The sequence below is a fragment of the Cyanobium sp. WAJ14-Wanaka genome (assembly GCF_024345375.1).
Classification (GTDB): Bacteria; Cyanobacteriota; Cyanobacteriia; order PCC-6307; family Cyanobiaceae; genus Cyanobium_A.
On the sequence record NZ_JAGQAZ010000001.1, the window covers coordinates 373,988 to 387,882 of the forward strand.

14 protein-coding genes are annotated in these 13,895 nt (G+C 63.0%); 7 read left to right on the forward strand and 7 right to left on the reverse strand.

All coding sequences use genetic code 11. From position 1 onward, the window contains the following. The first annotated feature begins 21 nt into the window (after positions 1-21). Positions 22-1,404 carry a S41 family peptidase gene (locus KBY49_RS02200; RefSeq protein ID WP_254933135.1) on the forward strand — a complete coding sequence of 461 codons (1,383 nt, stop codon included), beginning with the start codon at positions 22-24 and terminating at the stop codon, positions 1,402-1,404. Here the strand turns inward: KBY49_RS02200 and KBY49_RS02205 are convergent. After that, the gene (locus tag KBY49_RS02205; protein WP_254933136.1) at positions 1,381-2,004 is read right to left on the reverse strand and encodes a hypothetical protein; all 624 of its coding nucleotides are present in this window, start codon (positions 2,002-2,004) and stop codon (positions 1,381-1,383) included. The genes KBY49_RS02200 and KBY49_RS02205 overlap by 24 nt on opposite strands. A 9-nt stretch (positions 2,005-2,013) precedes the next feature. On the opposite strand from KBY49_RS02205, the gene KBY49_RS02210 reads away from it, so the two are divergent. Next, positions 2,014-2,226: a DUF6737 family protein gene (locus tag KBY49_RS02210; protein WP_254933137.1), complete on the forward strand. Its 213-nt coding sequence runs from the start codon at positions 2,014-2,016 to the stop codon at positions 2,224-2,226. 21 nt (positions 2,227-2,247) lie between these two features. Here the strand turns inward: KBY49_RS02210 and KBY49_RS02215 are convergent, their stop codons facing one another. Next, positions 2,248-2,424 carry a hypothetical protein gene (locus tag KBY49_RS02215; RefSeq protein WP_254933138.1) on the reverse strand — a complete coding sequence of 59 codons (177 nt, stop codon included), beginning with the start codon at positions 2,422-2,424 and terminating at the stop codon, positions 2,248-2,250. Positions 2,425-2,492: 68 nt separating this feature from the next. After that, positions 2,493-6,062 (reverse strand): transcription-repair coupling factor, encoded by a 3,570-nt coding sequence (gene mfd, locus KBY49_RS02220; protein ID WP_254933139.1) that lies wholly within the window; start codon positions 6,060-6,062, stop codon positions 2,493-2,495. 120 nt (positions 6,063-6,182) lie between these two features. Between mfd and KBY49_RS02225 the strand changes: the two genes are divergently transcribed. Further along, positions 6,183-6,545 (forward strand): hypothetical protein, encoded by a 363-nt coding sequence (locus KBY49_RS02225; protein ID WP_254933140.1) that lies wholly within the window; start codon positions 6,183-6,185, stop codon positions 6,543-6,545. Here the strand turns inward: KBY49_RS02225 and KBY49_RS02230 are convergent. Continuing rightward, entirely contained in the window at positions 6,542-7,270 is a 729-nt protein-coding gene (locus KBY49_RS02230) for a hypothetical protein (RefSeq protein WP_254933141.1), read from the reverse strand. The genes KBY49_RS02225 and KBY49_RS02230 overlap by 4 nt on opposite strands. Positions 7,271-7,332: 62 nt before the next feature. On the opposite strand from KBY49_RS02230, the gene KBY49_RS02235 reads away from it, so the two are divergent. The 4 genes from KBY49_RS02235 to KBY49_RS02250 all read left to right on the forward strand — a co-directional run bounded on the left by KBY49_RS02235 (position 7,333) and on the right by KBY49_RS02250 (position 10,031). Then, positions 7,333-8,076: a DUF475 domain-containing protein gene (locus KBY49_RS02235; protein WP_254933979.1), complete on the forward strand. Its 744-nt coding sequence runs from the start codon at positions 7,333-7,335 to the stop codon at positions 8,074-8,076. Positions 8,077-8,082: 6 nt separating this feature from the next. Further along, entirely contained in the window at positions 8,083-8,442 is a 360-nt protein-coding gene (locus KBY49_RS02240; RefSeq protein ID WP_254933142.1) for a DUF6464 family protein, read from the forward strand. Between the two features lie 95 nt (positions 8,443-8,537). Then, positions 8,538-9,788, forward strand: coding sequence for a DEAD/DEAH box helicase (locus tag KBY49_RS02245; RefSeq protein WP_254933980.1), 1,251 nt, complete (start codon positions 8,538-8,540; stop codon positions 9,786-9,788). A 63-nt stretch (positions 9,789-9,851) separates the two neighbouring features. Further along, positions 9,852-10,031, forward strand: coding sequence for a hypothetical protein (locus tag KBY49_RS02250; RefSeq protein ID WP_254933143.1), 180 nt, complete (start codon positions 9,852-9,854; stop codon positions 10,029-10,031). A gap of 16 nt (positions 10,032-10,047) precedes the next feature. Here the strand turns inward: KBY49_RS02250 and fmt are convergent, their stop codons facing one another. From fmt to KBY49_RS02265, 3 genes are read right to left on the reverse strand one after another with little or no spacing between them, the layout of a single operon-like run. Next, positions 10,048-11,076 carry a methionyl-tRNA formyltransferase gene (gene fmt, locus KBY49_RS02255; RefSeq protein WP_254933144.1) on the reverse strand — a complete coding sequence of 343 codons (1,029 nt, stop codon included), beginning with the start codon at positions 11,074-11,076 and terminating at the stop codon, positions 10,048-10,050. Between the two features lie 20 nt (positions 11,077-11,096). After that, on the reverse strand, positions 11,097-12,467 hold the full coding sequence (locus KBY49_RS02260; protein WP_254933145.1) for a TldD/PmbA family protein: 1,371 nt from the start codon (positions 12,465-12,467) through the stop codon (positions 11,097-11,099). 2 nt (positions 12,468-12,469) lie between these two features. Next, positions 12,470-13,891, reverse strand: coding sequence for a TldD/PmbA family protein (locus KBY49_RS02265; RefSeq protein WP_254933146.1), 1,422 nt, complete (start codon positions 13,889-13,891; stop codon positions 12,470-12,472). Positions 13,892-13,895 lie beyond the last annotated feature (4 nt).

Here is a 13,895-nt window from a genome sequence, read left to right on the forward strand (position 1 = left end):
AAGAGCTTGGGGGCTCACCGCATGGCCAGTGGACGCAGCAGGCTGCTGGTTTTGGTGGGTGTGGGCACGGTTAGTGCCATGGCTGCGGTGGCGATACCTCCCCTGCTGGCCCCCAGCGGAGCTGCCCTGATTAGCGATAGCCCCAAGGAGGTAATCGACCAGACCTGGCAGATAGTTTTCCGCGATTACCTGGATATCAACGGCAAGTACACGCCGGAACAGTGGCGCAAATTGCGCCGCGATGTGCTCACCAAGAACTACGGCACCCCCAAGGAGGCCTACGAGGCAATCCGGGGCATGCTGGCCAGCCTCGATGACCCCTACACCCGTTTCCTAGATCCCAGGGAATTCAAGGAGATGCAGATCGACACCTCCGGGGAGCTTTCCGGGGTGGGCATCCAGTTGAGCCTGGATAAGGAGACTAAAAACCTGGTGGTGATCTCCCCGATAGATGGATCGCCAGCTTCTAAGGCGGGGGTCCAGCCCAAGGATGTGATCACAGCCATTGATGGCAAGAGCACCAAGGGCATGGGCACCGAGGACGCGGTCAAGTTGATTCGCGGCCAGGCCGGCACCACCGTGACCCTCACCCTCAGGCGCAAGGGTCAATTGCTTGAGGTGCCCCTCACCCGCCAGCGCATCGAGTTGCACGCGGTGGAGCACCAGATCAACACCGGCACCGAAGGGAGCAAGGTGGGCTATATCCGGCTTAAGCAGTTCACGGCAACTGCCGCCAAGGACATGCGCCTGGCCCTCCAAGACCTGGAGGCAAAAGGGGCCCAGGGCTATGTGCTCGATCTGCGCAGTAACCCCGGTGGCCTGCTGGTGGCAAGCGTGGAGATCGCCCGCCAGTGGCTCAACGAGGGCACGATCGTTTCCACTAAAACCCGCGATGGCATCCAGGATGTGAAGCGGGCCACGGGCCGGGCCCTCACCACCAAGCCGATGGTGATCCTGGTGAATGAGGGATCGGCCAGCGCCAGTGAAATTCTCTCTGGAGCCCTTCAGGACAACCACCGGGCCCTGCTGGTGGGCCAGAAAACCTTCGGCAAGGGTTTGGTGCAATCGGTGCGGGGGCTCTCCGACGGCTCCGGCATGACCGTGACCATCGCCAAATACCTAACCCCCAGTGGGCGTGACATCCACAAACACGGCATCGCCCCAGATGTGAATGCCAAGCTCACCGATCAGGAAGCCCAGCGGATGAAGCTGGAGGACCTGGGCACCCGCAAGGATCCCCAATATCGGGTCGCAGAGAACACCCTGGTCAAGCAATTACGGGCCGCCAGCGCCACCGCAACTAGCGCTGGCCTAGCCCCTGGGGCCAGCTACAACCCCGCCAGCGCCAATGTGCCAGCTGCCCTACCTAATCCAAAGGCCCTAGCCAAGCCCATAGCTAAGTAGTTGGCCGCTGGCGCCGTAGTGCCTGGCCAGCCCTAGGGCCACGCCGGGCTCGGGCTCCCAGAGCAGGGCCACGTGTTGGGCCTCGCCAAACCGTCGATGGGCAGGAAAGCTGATCTTGAAGTGTTCGCTTTGATCTGCCTGGATAACCAACTGACCATCCAGCTGAGTTGGGGTCAAATTCAGCGGTGAAGCTGGAATTGGCAGCATCTCTCCTGGCCTGCCCTCCAACACCAGTACCACCGACTCAAGTTTTTCCGCAGCGCAGCGCAGCACGATGCGGCGGCGCTGCTGGCCCCACACCAGGCATAGCTCACTCACCCAGGGCCAGGCTCCAATCCGATCCGGCCCCAGGCTCCAATGGCCCCCTGGGCTGATCTGCATTTCGACCGGCGGCTCTGCAAAGCGCATCGAGCGCACCGAACCGGTGAGCCGGTTGGTCAGGGCTGCTTCAATTTGGCCAGCCTGTTCCGTCACCAGCAGGTGGCTGGTGAAGCGCTCCCGCTCCTGGCAACGGCCATCAAGGCGGATGAAGCTGCCCTGCCAAATGCCTGAGTTGTGGGCAAGAAGGGTCTGGCGCCTGGAAGATGGGTCCTGGATCACAGGGGCTAAATGGCTGAAAATGGTTCTATGTGGGCCGAGAAACCCTGGTGGTGTCAGCCCTGGACCATTGTCCTGACCGGTCTGGGGGTGGGATCGGCCAGCTGGCTGTTTTGGCAGCGTTGGTGGGTTACGGCTCCGGTGGCCGCGGCAATTTTGGTGTGGTGGTGGCTGTTTCTGGTGCTGGTGCCAGCCACCTACCGCCAACAGAATGGGGGGGATTGATTTTGGAGCCCGGGAGGAGCCCTAGGCGACCGGCTGCATCAGCCCGCCACCGGGGGAAGAGTCGTCGTCGTCGTTGCCGGGCCCTTCCTGGGTGAGGGCAAACCAACCGATCGCCCCGAGGCTGACCAGGGCCGAAACCAGGCTGAGACCGCTGAATCCACTTGCAAGGCCTGAACCCAAGTCGATCACCTCACCCATGGCGGCCCGTTACAGAACTTCTCACAAATGTAACGGTAGTTTGCGCAAAGTGGTGGATATCGGCCCCCTTACACCGCCAGGACAGCTTCGTTCTTGGCCTTGATCGCCTCCAGTCGCTGACTTTCGTTGAGCCCATCGGCCCCTGGAATTTGGGCGGCCATGGCATTGAGCCATTCCATTAGCTGTTCGAGTTGTTTTTCCATCGGCAACATGCCCAGGCCCCTGGCCAGCACCTTGGCGGTGGTGCCAGAGCTGGGCTGGTAGACCAGGCGGCCATGCAGGTGCTGGGGCAGGCCCTGGCGCAGCAGCCGGAAGGCGGGCTCCTCCATCGGTGTTTCCAGGGCAATGTTGGGCTTGTCGGGTTTGATGCGGGCAAAGCCACAGCGCTTGGCCACCAGCTTCAGCTCCATCAGCATCAGCAGGGAGGCCACAGGTGCCGGAATGGCGCCATAGCGATCCACCCAGGCGGCGGCCAGTTCGACCAGGGCCTCCTTGCTGCTGCAATCGGCGGCGGCCCGGTAGGCGGCGATCTTTTCGTCGTTTTCGGTGATCCAATCGCCCGGGATGAAGGCCGTAATCGGCAGATCGATCTGGGTGTCGTCTACGGAAGGGATGTCCTGACCCTGGATCTCGGCAAGGGATTCCTGCAGCATCTCCATGTAGAGGTCAAAGCCGATGGTTTCCATCTGGCCGCTCTGCTCCACCCCGAGCAAATTGCCGACCCCACGGATTTCCATGTCGCGCATGGCCAGCTGATATCCAGAACCCAGTTGGGCAAATTCCTGAATTGCCCTGAGCCGTTGCCGGGCCGCTTCGCTTAGGGAGGCATCGCCCGGATAGAACAGCCAGGCGTGGGCCTGGATGCCGCTGCGCCCCACCCGACCGCGCAATTGATAGAGCTGGGAGAGGCCGAATTTGTGGGCGTCCTCGATCAGGATCGTGTTCACCCTGGGGATATCCAGCCCGCTCTCCACGATCGTGGTGCAGAGCATCACGTCCGCTTCACCGGCGTTGAAGGCCACCATGGCCGATTCCAGCTCCCCCTCTGCCATCTGGCCATGGGCCACCAGCAGCTTCAGGCCGGGGATCATGCTGCGCAGCTGGGCGGCCACATCCTCAATGCCCTCCACCCGCGGCACCACATAAAACACCTGGCCGCCGCGGTCCAATTCCTGGCGCAGGGCGCTGCGCACCGCCTCCTCATCGAGGGCGGAGAGGTGGGTTTTGATCGGCCGTCTTAGGGGTGGCGGCGTGGTGATCAGGCTCATCTCCCGCACACCCGAGAGGCTCATGTAAAGGGTGCGGGGAATCGGTGTGGCCGAGAGCGTCAGCACGTCCACGTCTTTTCTGAGGGCCTTGATCTTTTCCTTTTGATTCACGCCAAAGCGCTGCTCCTCATCCACCACCAACAGCCCCAGTTCCTGGAAGTTGGTGCCCTTGCCCAGCAGCTGGTGGGTGCCCACCACCACGTCCACCTTGCCGGCCTCCAGGCCCTCGAGAATTGCCTTGCGCTCGCTGGTGGTGCGGAAGCGATTGAGTAGGGCCACCTTGAGGGGATAGGGGGCAAACCGCTCCGAGAGGGTGCGCCAGTGCTGTTGGGCCAGCACCGTGGTGGGCGCCAACATGGCCACCTGTTTGCCGGCGGTGACGGCCTTAAAGATCGCCCTAATCGCCACCTCGGTTTTGCCGAAGCCCACATCGCCGCAGACCAACCGGTCCATCGGCTGGGCCTTTTCCATGTCGCGCTTGACATCGCTGATCGCCTTCACCTGGTCGGTGGTGGGCTCGTAGGGGAAGGAGTCTTCGAGCTCGTTTTGCCAGGGGCCATCGGGGGGGAAGGCAAAACCAGCCACCTGGTGACGCTCCGCATAGAGCTTCACCAGATCCATCGCCACCCGGCGGATCGTCTTCTGGGCGCGCTCCTTGGCCTTGGTCCAGGCGGTGCCGCCCATCCTGTTCAGGTCTGGGGGCGCATCGCTGGTGGCCCGATAGCGGCCGAGGCTGCCGAGTTGGTCGGCGGCGACCCGCAGCAGGCCATCGCTGTATTGCACCACTAGGTAGTCGCGGGATTCCCCACTGATCGCCAGTTTTTCGAGCTTGAGGAATTTGCCGATGCCGTGGTTGCGGTGCACCACGAAATCGCCGGGCTGCATCTTGTTGGGATCGACCGTGCGACTCGCCGCCTTGCTGCGCCTGCGCACATAGCCGCTGGCGGCCAGGGAGTGCTGGCCGAAGAATTCCCGATCCGTGATCAGCACCAGCTTCCAGGCCGGCAGCTGCAGCCCCTCCAGTTCGGCGGTGCCCTTGCTCTTCAAGGCCACCGGGGTGTTTTGCTCCATCAGCCGCTCAATGGCTGGCCGATCGTCCGGGTTGGGCACAAACCTGGTTACGCAGTCGTGCTCCTCCAGCAGGGCCACCGCCCGCGAGGGTTGGGCGGACAGCAGCCACACCCGGGCCCTTTCCGCCACGAAGCCCTTCACCAGGCCGGCCAACTTGCCAAAGGCATTGGGGTAGGAGGGCACCGAGCGACTGGCTAAATCGAAGCTGTTGGCGTGGTTGTCGGTTTCATGCAGTTCGGCCAGGTCAAAGCCGCCGTAGGCATCCAGCTGGGCTAGGGCCTGGCCTGGTTCCAGGTGCAGGCAGGTGGGCAGGCCGGGATGCTCCTGGGCCAATTCATCCGCTTGCTCAGCGGCGTGCTCAAACCACTGCTGGCCGTGGGCGAGGCAATGGCGGCGACCATCAACCGCAATAAGGGTTTGGGCGGGCAGGTAATCCAGCAAGGAGGCTGGCTGGCTCCAGGCCAGGCCCATAAGCCGCCGTAATCCCTCCGGGGTGCCCCCCTCCAGCAGCTGTTCGGTGGCCTGGACCCCCAGCAGGGCCTCCAGATTGCTGGGCAGTGATTCCCTCAACACATCGGCAACCAGGGGGCCGTAGCCGGTGGGGGTAAGCCTCACCACCTCAATGGCATCAAGGGAGCGCTGGCTGGCCGGATCAAATTCCCGCAACTTCTCCAGCTCATCGCCAAACAGCTCCAATCGCACCGGCAATTCGGCGCTCACCGGAAACAGGTCGACGATGTCGCCCCTGCGGCTCCAGCTGCCCTCCTGTTCAATCGTCGGTACGCGCTCGTAGCCCAGGCGGGTGAGGCTGGCGGCGAGCTGGTCGAGATCGATTAGATCGCCCTTGCGCAGGCTCAGGCATTGGGAGGAGAGGGCCGCCGGTGGGGGTAGGTGGGGCTGTAGGGCCCTTTCGGTGGCCACGATTGCAAAGCGTTTTGCACTGGCTGCCTTGCCGCCCTCCCCATCCATTAGTTCGCTGAGCACCTGCAGCTGCCCCCAGGTGATTTCGCTGGTGGGATCAAGGGGTTCGTAGGGGGATCCTTCGCTGGTGGGATACAGCTGGCTGCTGCCCCAGCCCATCAGCTCCAGCAGGGCCGCCCAGCGGCCGGCCTCCTCCAGGGTGGGCACGATCACCAGCAAGGGAGCCTCCGCACTGCCGGCCAGGGCACTGCTGATCAGGGCCCTCGCCAACCGTCCAGCGCCGCTAAGTCGCAGTCTTTCAGGGCGTTTACAGCGTTCCAGCACCTCCGCCGTGAGGGGCACCTGCTGCAGCTGGCGCACCAGGGGGGAGAGGGGCATGGGAGGGGGCTCAATCGCCCTTGATCTTGGCAATAGGCTGGCCTGCATTGGGGCAGCACGGGCCAATGGCATCGCCCAGGGCAGGGCGCTCCCAAGACTTTCTAGGCCCACCTCCCTGATATGGATCAAGCAGTAAAGAACGAACTCCTCTCGACCTTGAAATCCCGATTAAAGGGAATCGATGAAAAAGATAGATTGATTTTGGTCGAGATCATAGAAAGTTTTGAACAGGAAGTTGCAGAACTAATGGCGACCTCACTTAGGGAGAAGCCAGCCGAAAGGCCCGCAGATGTTATTAATTCCGTTCTCCTAGGGGGCCTTGTCAAAACTGGACGGTTGGATGGGCAGGCGGATTTTCTTTGGAGTCGCTATGCCAATGACAGCACTAAATGTGAGCGGTGGACCAGGCAAGTGGTCAATGAAGCATTTCAATATTGGATGACAATCAGATGGTGCAACGAAGCTCAGGGAGGCCGGGATTAGGAGTTTCCCCCAGGTTGATTGCTGGATTCAATTAGTTCACTTTCCAGCAGCATGTTGAATTGCAGCAGCTGGCTGTCATTGAGTTGCTGGCGGCTGGTCAGGGAGAAGTGTTGCTCCAGAAATGCCCGGCCTTGGCCCGCATCCCATTGCAATTGCTGCAGCAGCTGGTCGCACTGGTCAAGCAGATCTTTCCGCCGCAATGGCACGGGCACGGATGCCGGATCTTGGCCCGGCTCCATCGGCTCTAGGGCCTGTAGGTAGGCCATGAGGTCGCCGAAGTTGGTCAGGCGGTTGCGGCTTGGATGGCCAAAGGCCCGCTCCAGGTAAATCGCCTCCTCGTCTCGGCCCCAGCCGAGGCGTTGGAGCTGGAGATCGAGCCGGGCCAATTCACTGCTCCAATCCTCAGGCTCGCTGCTGGCGGATTCGTCGTTGGGTGCCGTAGCCACTGGCGCCTTCAACAACTCTTTTACCGGCTTTGCAATGGGCTCCTGTTTTGTGACAGGCTCCGGCTTCAAGACCGGCTCTGGGATCTGGATCGGCTCTGGGATCGGTTCTTTTTGGGGCCCCAATAGGCCGAGGATTCTCTGCCGGGCCCGATCCTCAGCCTCTTCTGCCGTGACCCCTTCCCCCAGGCTGCGGCCCAGCACCGTGCTGCCCTGGTAGGCGCTCACCCGCACAATCCGCTGGCCGGGCTCGGCGTGGACCAATTCGGCCTCCAGATGCATGGGCCCGTGTCTTGGCATACAGGCTTCCTAGAGTGGCGCCTTATTGGACGCTCTGCAGCAATTTGGAAGCGGAGTCGATCCAGTCCATAAGCCCCCTAATTGAGCAGGCAGATCGCTGGAGCGAAGTGCTGTTGCTGCTCCCCCTGTTGGTGGCCCTGGAGGCGGTGCTCTCCGCCGACAACGCCATAGCCCTTGCTGCCATTGCCCGCTCCCTCAAGGAGCCGAAGACCCAGCGCCAGGCCCTCAACCTCGGTCTGGCCCTGGCCCTGGTGTTTCGTTTGGCCCTGATCGTGGCGGCCCAATGGGTCCTGAAGTTTTGGCCCCTGCAGCTGCTGGCCTCCGGCTATCTGTTTTGGCTGTGTGGCAGCCATCTGCTCAAGGTCTGGCGAGGCAACCAGGAGGAAGGGGCCGAGGGGGCTGAGGGGGCCGATCCGGTTCCAGCCCAGGGCTTGCGCTCGGGTCTGGGATCGGTGGTGGTCACCTTGGCTGTCACCGATTTGGCCTTTTCGCTCGACAGTGTGGCCGCAGCGGTGGCGGTCACCGATCGAATCGTGTTGGTGATGGCCGGTGGGGTGATTGGGGTGGTGGCCCTACGCCTGACGGCGGAGCTGTTTATCCGCTGGCTCGAGGTTTATAGGCACCTGGAAACGGCGGGTTATTTGGCGGTGGGTTTTGTGGGGCTGCGCCTCTTGGCTCGCCTGATCCTGCCGGACCTCGATCCGCCGGAATGGGCGTTGCTGGCCGTGGTGGCCGCCCTATTTGCCTGGGGGTTTTCCCAACGCAACCCCAGCCTGGAGGAGGCCTAGATCCCTTTGCAGATCGAACTGCGCCAAATCGGCAGTGACCGTTTGCTGGAATCGATCGAGGTTGAATCGCTGGCGGAGGTGCCCCATCCTGGCCGTTGGCTGGTGATAGATCAGCGCAGTTTTTTGGTGCTACAGCGCAGCCATCGCTACCAGCTGTGCAACGGTAGTTATGAGCTGGCAACGGTGGCTCTCCAGGTGAAGGCCCAGGTCCAGCCAAGGGATGCCCTCTGGTGGCAAAACCAGTGGGTGATTGGCAATCCGGACTGCCACTTCAACGCCCGCAGCCCCCTGTTGCGCTGTGCCGTCTTTCCCGACGGGCCCTGCACCAGCTGCGGCCACTACAGGCCCCGGCCTGATGGCCCCTAGGCTTAACAGACAACGCTTCTGCGGCGATTACCCAATCCATATCTGCTTCAACTGCTTTTGGCGAGGGCCAGGCTTCCTCCTTTGATGCCTTTGGCCTGGGTGCCCCAATTCTTAAAGCCGTAGCGGAGAAGGGCTACACCCAGCCTTCACCGATCCAGGCCCAGTGCATCCCCGCTGTGATGGCTGGCCGGGATGTGATGGCTGCCGCCCAAACAGGTACCGGCAAGACCGCCGGCTTCACCCTGCCGATGCTGGAGCGGCTCCGCCACGGCCCCCATGCCAAGGCCGGCATCGTGCGGGCCCTAGTGCTCACCCCCACCCGTGAACTGGCGGCCCAGGTGGCCGAAAGCGTGCGGGCCTACGGCCGCTATCTCGACCTCCGCAGTGATGTGGTGTTCGGTGGGGTGAAGGTGAATCCCCAGATCTCGCGCCTCCAGAAGGGAACCGACATCCTGGTGGCCACCCCTGGCCGGCTGATGGACCTCCATCAGCAGCGGGCCCTGCGCCTGGACCGGGTGGAGATTCTGGTGCTGGATGAGGCGGATCGGATGCTCGACATGGGCTTCATCCGGGATATCCAAAAGATCCTGGCCCTGGTGCCGCCCAAGCGCCAAAACTTGCTTTTCTCAGCCACCTTTTCCGGCGAAATTCGCAAGCTGGCCACCGGGCTCCTGCACCAGCCAGTGCAGCTCCAGGCCAGCCCCGAAAACCGCACGGCAGCCACTGTTGAGCATTTGCTCCATCCCTGCGACATGGATCGCAAGGGGGATCTGCTCAGCCATTTGATTCGCAGCAACGACTGGCAGCAGGTGCTGGTGTTTTCGCGCACCAAGCACGGCGCCAACCGCATGGCCGAGCGCCTGGTGAGGGAGGGAATTGGGGCTGCGGCCATCCATGGCAACAAGAGCCAGGGTGCCCGTACCCGCGCCCTTGCCGACTTCAAGGGCGGCCAGTTGCGGGTGCTGGTGGCTACCGATTTGGCTGCCCGGGGGATTGATATTCACCAGCTTCCCCATGTGGTCAACCTTGACCTGCCGAACCAGGCCGAGGACTATGTGCACCGCATCGGCCGCACTGGCCGGGCCGGCCACAACGGCCATGCCATCTCCCTGGTGGCGGCAGAGGAATGTGAGTTGCTGCGGGCGATCGAGCGGCTGATTGGTACGGCCCTGCCCCGTCAGGAAGTGCCCGGTTTTGAACCGAAGGTGCTCAGGGCCGCTCCCCTCGACCTCAGCGGTGGCCGGGGCAAGGGCAGGCGCCCTGGGGGCTCTGGTGCGGGGGCCGGTTCCCGCCGCCCGCCGACCAAGGCCCGGGGTAGCGCCCGGCCAGCTCGGCCCAATTGGTAGCAATCCGTACATGGGGCCACCGCCCGAGCGCCCCAGAATGGAAACGATTGCAGCCCCTTCTAGATGCTTTACGAGCCCGGATCTCCTGAGTGCCGCGTGCTGATCGATTGCAAATCCCAGATTGAATCGATGCTGCTTTCCCTTGAGCGGATTTCCAATAGTGAGCACATCCGCGACCAGCTCAAATCCGTCCACAACCAACTTGAGGGTCTCCATGCCCTGCAGCGCAAAGATCCCACCTAATAGAAGCGATCTCTGGCTAGTCGAAACGATCGCCGGCTTTGGCACCCAGCTGCTGGACCATGCTCTGGCCGCTAGAGGCGGCCTTGCCCTCCAGTTGGCCTGAGCGCACCAGGATCGGACAGCCACCCGTGGCCACCACTAAGCCGAGCCCCTCCTCCACTGCGATCACCGTTCCGGCTTGATCTTGGTCGCTGTTGCTGCTGTTGCTGCCGTAGCGCCCCAGCAGCGGTTGGACCTCGGGGCTCAGTTGCTCGATTAGGCGTGGGATCATGGGTTCGCTGCTCTGGACCTTGAAGCGCTTGTTTTGCCAGCTGGTGGTGGCTCCTGGATAGAGGCCCATCACCTGGCGGTGGATGGCCAGGGCCTGCCGACCCCAATCAACCATGAAATCAGCCTTGGCCAACATGCGGGCATAGGTCATGGTGGCCTGCTCCTGGGGCACCACCCCAAGGCGCCCCAGCCTTTCGGCCTCCGGGCCAGCTCCCGCCGCTTCTATCGATGGCAGGGCTTCCACAAATAATTGCCCCGTGAGCTCCGCCAGTTGGGCGGCCAATTCCTGGGCGTTTTGGAGCAGGCCAATCGGGATGGCCCTCTCCAGCAATACCGGCCCGGTGTCGAGCCCGGCCTCCATGGCCATGATTCCGACCCCGGTTTGTTGATCCCCCTCCAGCAGCGACCACTGGATCGGGGCCGCTCCCCGCCAGCGGGGCAAAAGCGAGCCATGGCCGTTCCAGCAGCCCAGGGGCGGTTGGGCCAAAACCTCGGGGGGCAAAATCTGGCCAAAGGCCACCACCACAGAGATGGCTGCCCCCAGCTCCGCCAGCTGCCTTTGGCAGTCGAGATCGGTGCGGATGCGCTCTGGGGTGAACACAGGAATGCCCAGGCTGAGGGCCCGGGCCTTAACCGGAGAAGCCACCAAATCCTTGCCCCGGCCGCGCCGGCGATCGGGCTGGCTCACTACACCGCAGATGCGGTGACCGGCTGCTGCCAGGGCATCCAGGCTGGCTACGGCATAGGCGGGGGTGCCCCAGAAGAGAACGTCCATGGGCCGCTGCAGGGCTGGCCCTAGGCCTCGCCGGTGATCGAAAGACCCTCTGCCCACACCTGGGGGCACAGGCCATCGGGGGTCACCTTGGCCGCCCCCTCAAAACCGACCAGGCTCTTCAACAGGGTGCGAATGTCACCGGCGACGGTGGCCGCTTCGATCGAGTGCTTCTCGCCATCCTTGATCAGCCAGCCATCAAAGGGCAGGGAAAAGGAACCCTGGCTCGCCTTGACCCCGGCATGGAGGGCCGAGAGCGAATCGATTACCACCAGGGGAGATTGATGTTGGTTTTGGTTGAGGCCCTGCTGGCCACCACCGCTGCCCGGGGTGGGTCCAATCTCAAACCAATCAGCCCCCACGGACACCTTGGCGCCCATGCCTGCATGGCCCGTGGGGTTCACCCCAAAGTGGCGGGCCGTGGCCTCGGAGTGGAGGAAGTTGCGGATCACCCCAGCCTCGAGCAGGGCCAAGGCGGCGGTGGGGGTGCCTTCGCCATCAAAGGCCGATGCGCCCACATTGCCCGGGTTGAGGCCGTTGTCCGTGATCGAGAGAAAGGGCACAGCCAGCTGCTCACCAACCGATTCTTGGTTGCTCAGGCTCACGCCATCAATGATCGCCCTGGCATTGAACAGGCTGCTAAACGCCCCGATCAAATCCAGGAATGCTTCCGGGCTGAACACACAGGTGTAGTGGCCAGTTTCAATTGGCCGGTAGTTGAGGTGGGAGATGGTGCGCTCGGCCGCCTCCTGGATACAGCCCTCGATGTCGAGGCTGCCGGCGCCATAGGCCAGGCGCACTGCCCCAGCACTTCGTGGTTTGCGGCCAGTTTCCTCTGCCCTGGCATAGAGATAGAGGCTGGCCGTTGTCAGTTTTTGCTGGCGGCAGGCCCCATCGCTATTGAGGTAGATCCGCTCACTACTGCGCTGGGCTAGGCCGTTGTAGGGCACCGTGCCAATGGCGGCATGGGAGTCGAGCAACTTGGCCTCAGCTCCTTTGAGGGTCTCGAGCATGGTCAGGATCGAGATCGGTTCCTGAATCGGTTGCTCGAGGGGAGCTAAGGGGGCCGTCGCCAGGGGGGAGAAGGCGGGTATGTCGTCCGGGTTGCCAAAGGCACTGGCATCGCGGGCCCCGGCAAGCGCCTTGGCCAGGCCAGGCTCGGAGAGGTCGGAGGTGCTGGTGATTCCCACCAGGCCATCGCCATTCCAAACCCGCACCGTGATGGCACTGCGCTGGGCCCCCTTCATTTGCTTGGCTTCGCCCCGATCCACCTGCACCGAGGTGTCGGTGCTGCAGGAGGCCCCCAGATCCCAGCGGCTGATCCCATTGCTTTGGGCCAGGGCTTCGAGGCGGCCCCGTAGGGATGGGGCTTGAATTGATTCTGATTCGTTCATGTTTAGCGGCCCCCCACGGTGATCGAATCGACCTTGATGTGGGGTTGGCCCACGGTCACAAAGATGCTGCCGCTCACCGAACCGCAGAAGCCCGCGGCCAGCTCCAGGTCGTTGGCGCACATCGAGATGCGGGGCATCACCTCCTTGGCTTCGCCGATCAAGGTGGCTCCCTTAACGGGTTTGGTCAATTGACCACCTTCAATGAGGTAGCCCTCCTCCACCGCAAAGTTGAACTGGCCCGTCGGTCCGACGCTGCCGCCACCCATTGATTTGCAGTAGAGACCCCGCTCCACCGAAGCGAGCAACTGCTCGGGGCTATGGGGGCCGGCGGCAATGAAGGTGTTTCGCATCCGACTGGCGGCTGCAAATGAATGGCCCTGGCGCCTGCCGCTGCCGGTGCGGCTATGGCCGGTGCGTAATTCGCCGGCGCGATCACTCAAGAAGCGCTTGAGCACACCGTTTTCAATCAGTACGGTGCGCTGGGGTTCCATGCCCTCGTCGTCCATCGAGAGGGAGCCAAAGGAACCATCGCTGAGGCCCTCATCGATGGCGGTCACGGCTTCATGGGCGATTTGTTCGCCTACCTTGTCGGCAAATGGGGTGGTGCCCCGCTCCACCTGGGTGGTCTCCAGCAGGTGGCCGCAGGCCTCGTGGAAGATCACTCCGCCGAAGCGGTTGGCAAGTACCGCGGGCATTTGGCCCGCTTCCACGTAGTCGGCGTAGAGCATCGATGCGGCGCTTGAGCAGACCTCCTGGGCCGAAGCATCCGCATCCCACTGGCGCAATTCATCCGGACGGCCTGAGCTGCCGTAGCGGCGACCCATGCCGGCCCGGTGGTCACCATCGGCGGCGAGCACATTTAGGCCAAGGGATTGGTGCAGGCGGATGTCACGGGCAAAGGTGCCATCGCTGGCGGCCACCAGCACCTCCTGCCAATCGCGGGCGTAGCTGCCTCGGCGGGCCTGTAGATGGTCGCCGTGTTTTTCAAGGCGGGCCGTGCCCTCAAGCAACTTGGCTGTGGCATCCAGCAGGGGCGGACAACGCTCCAGCCAGTCGGCCTTGCTGAGCCCGAAATCGCGCAGGTCCTGCAGGCCGTCAAAGCCTGAACTGGCATGGCTGCTGCGCAATAGGCCGAGCATGCCAAGGGCCTGGTCAAGGGCGCTGAGCAGGCCAGCTTCCGAGAGGTCGTTGGTGCTGACAAAGCCATCCCGCTCGCCGCGGAATACGCGGATGCCTGCGCCCATGCCAAAGGCCGGACTGACACTGGTGATCGCGTCCTGTTCGGCAAGCATGCCGAGGTGGTCGGTGCGTTCCATGAACACCTCCACTAAATCAGCCCCGGCGCCACTACCGGCGGAGAGCAGGCTTTCCAGCCTTAGGCGCCAGCTGGGGTCGAAGCAAGTGGCGGGATTGGTTGTAGACACTACT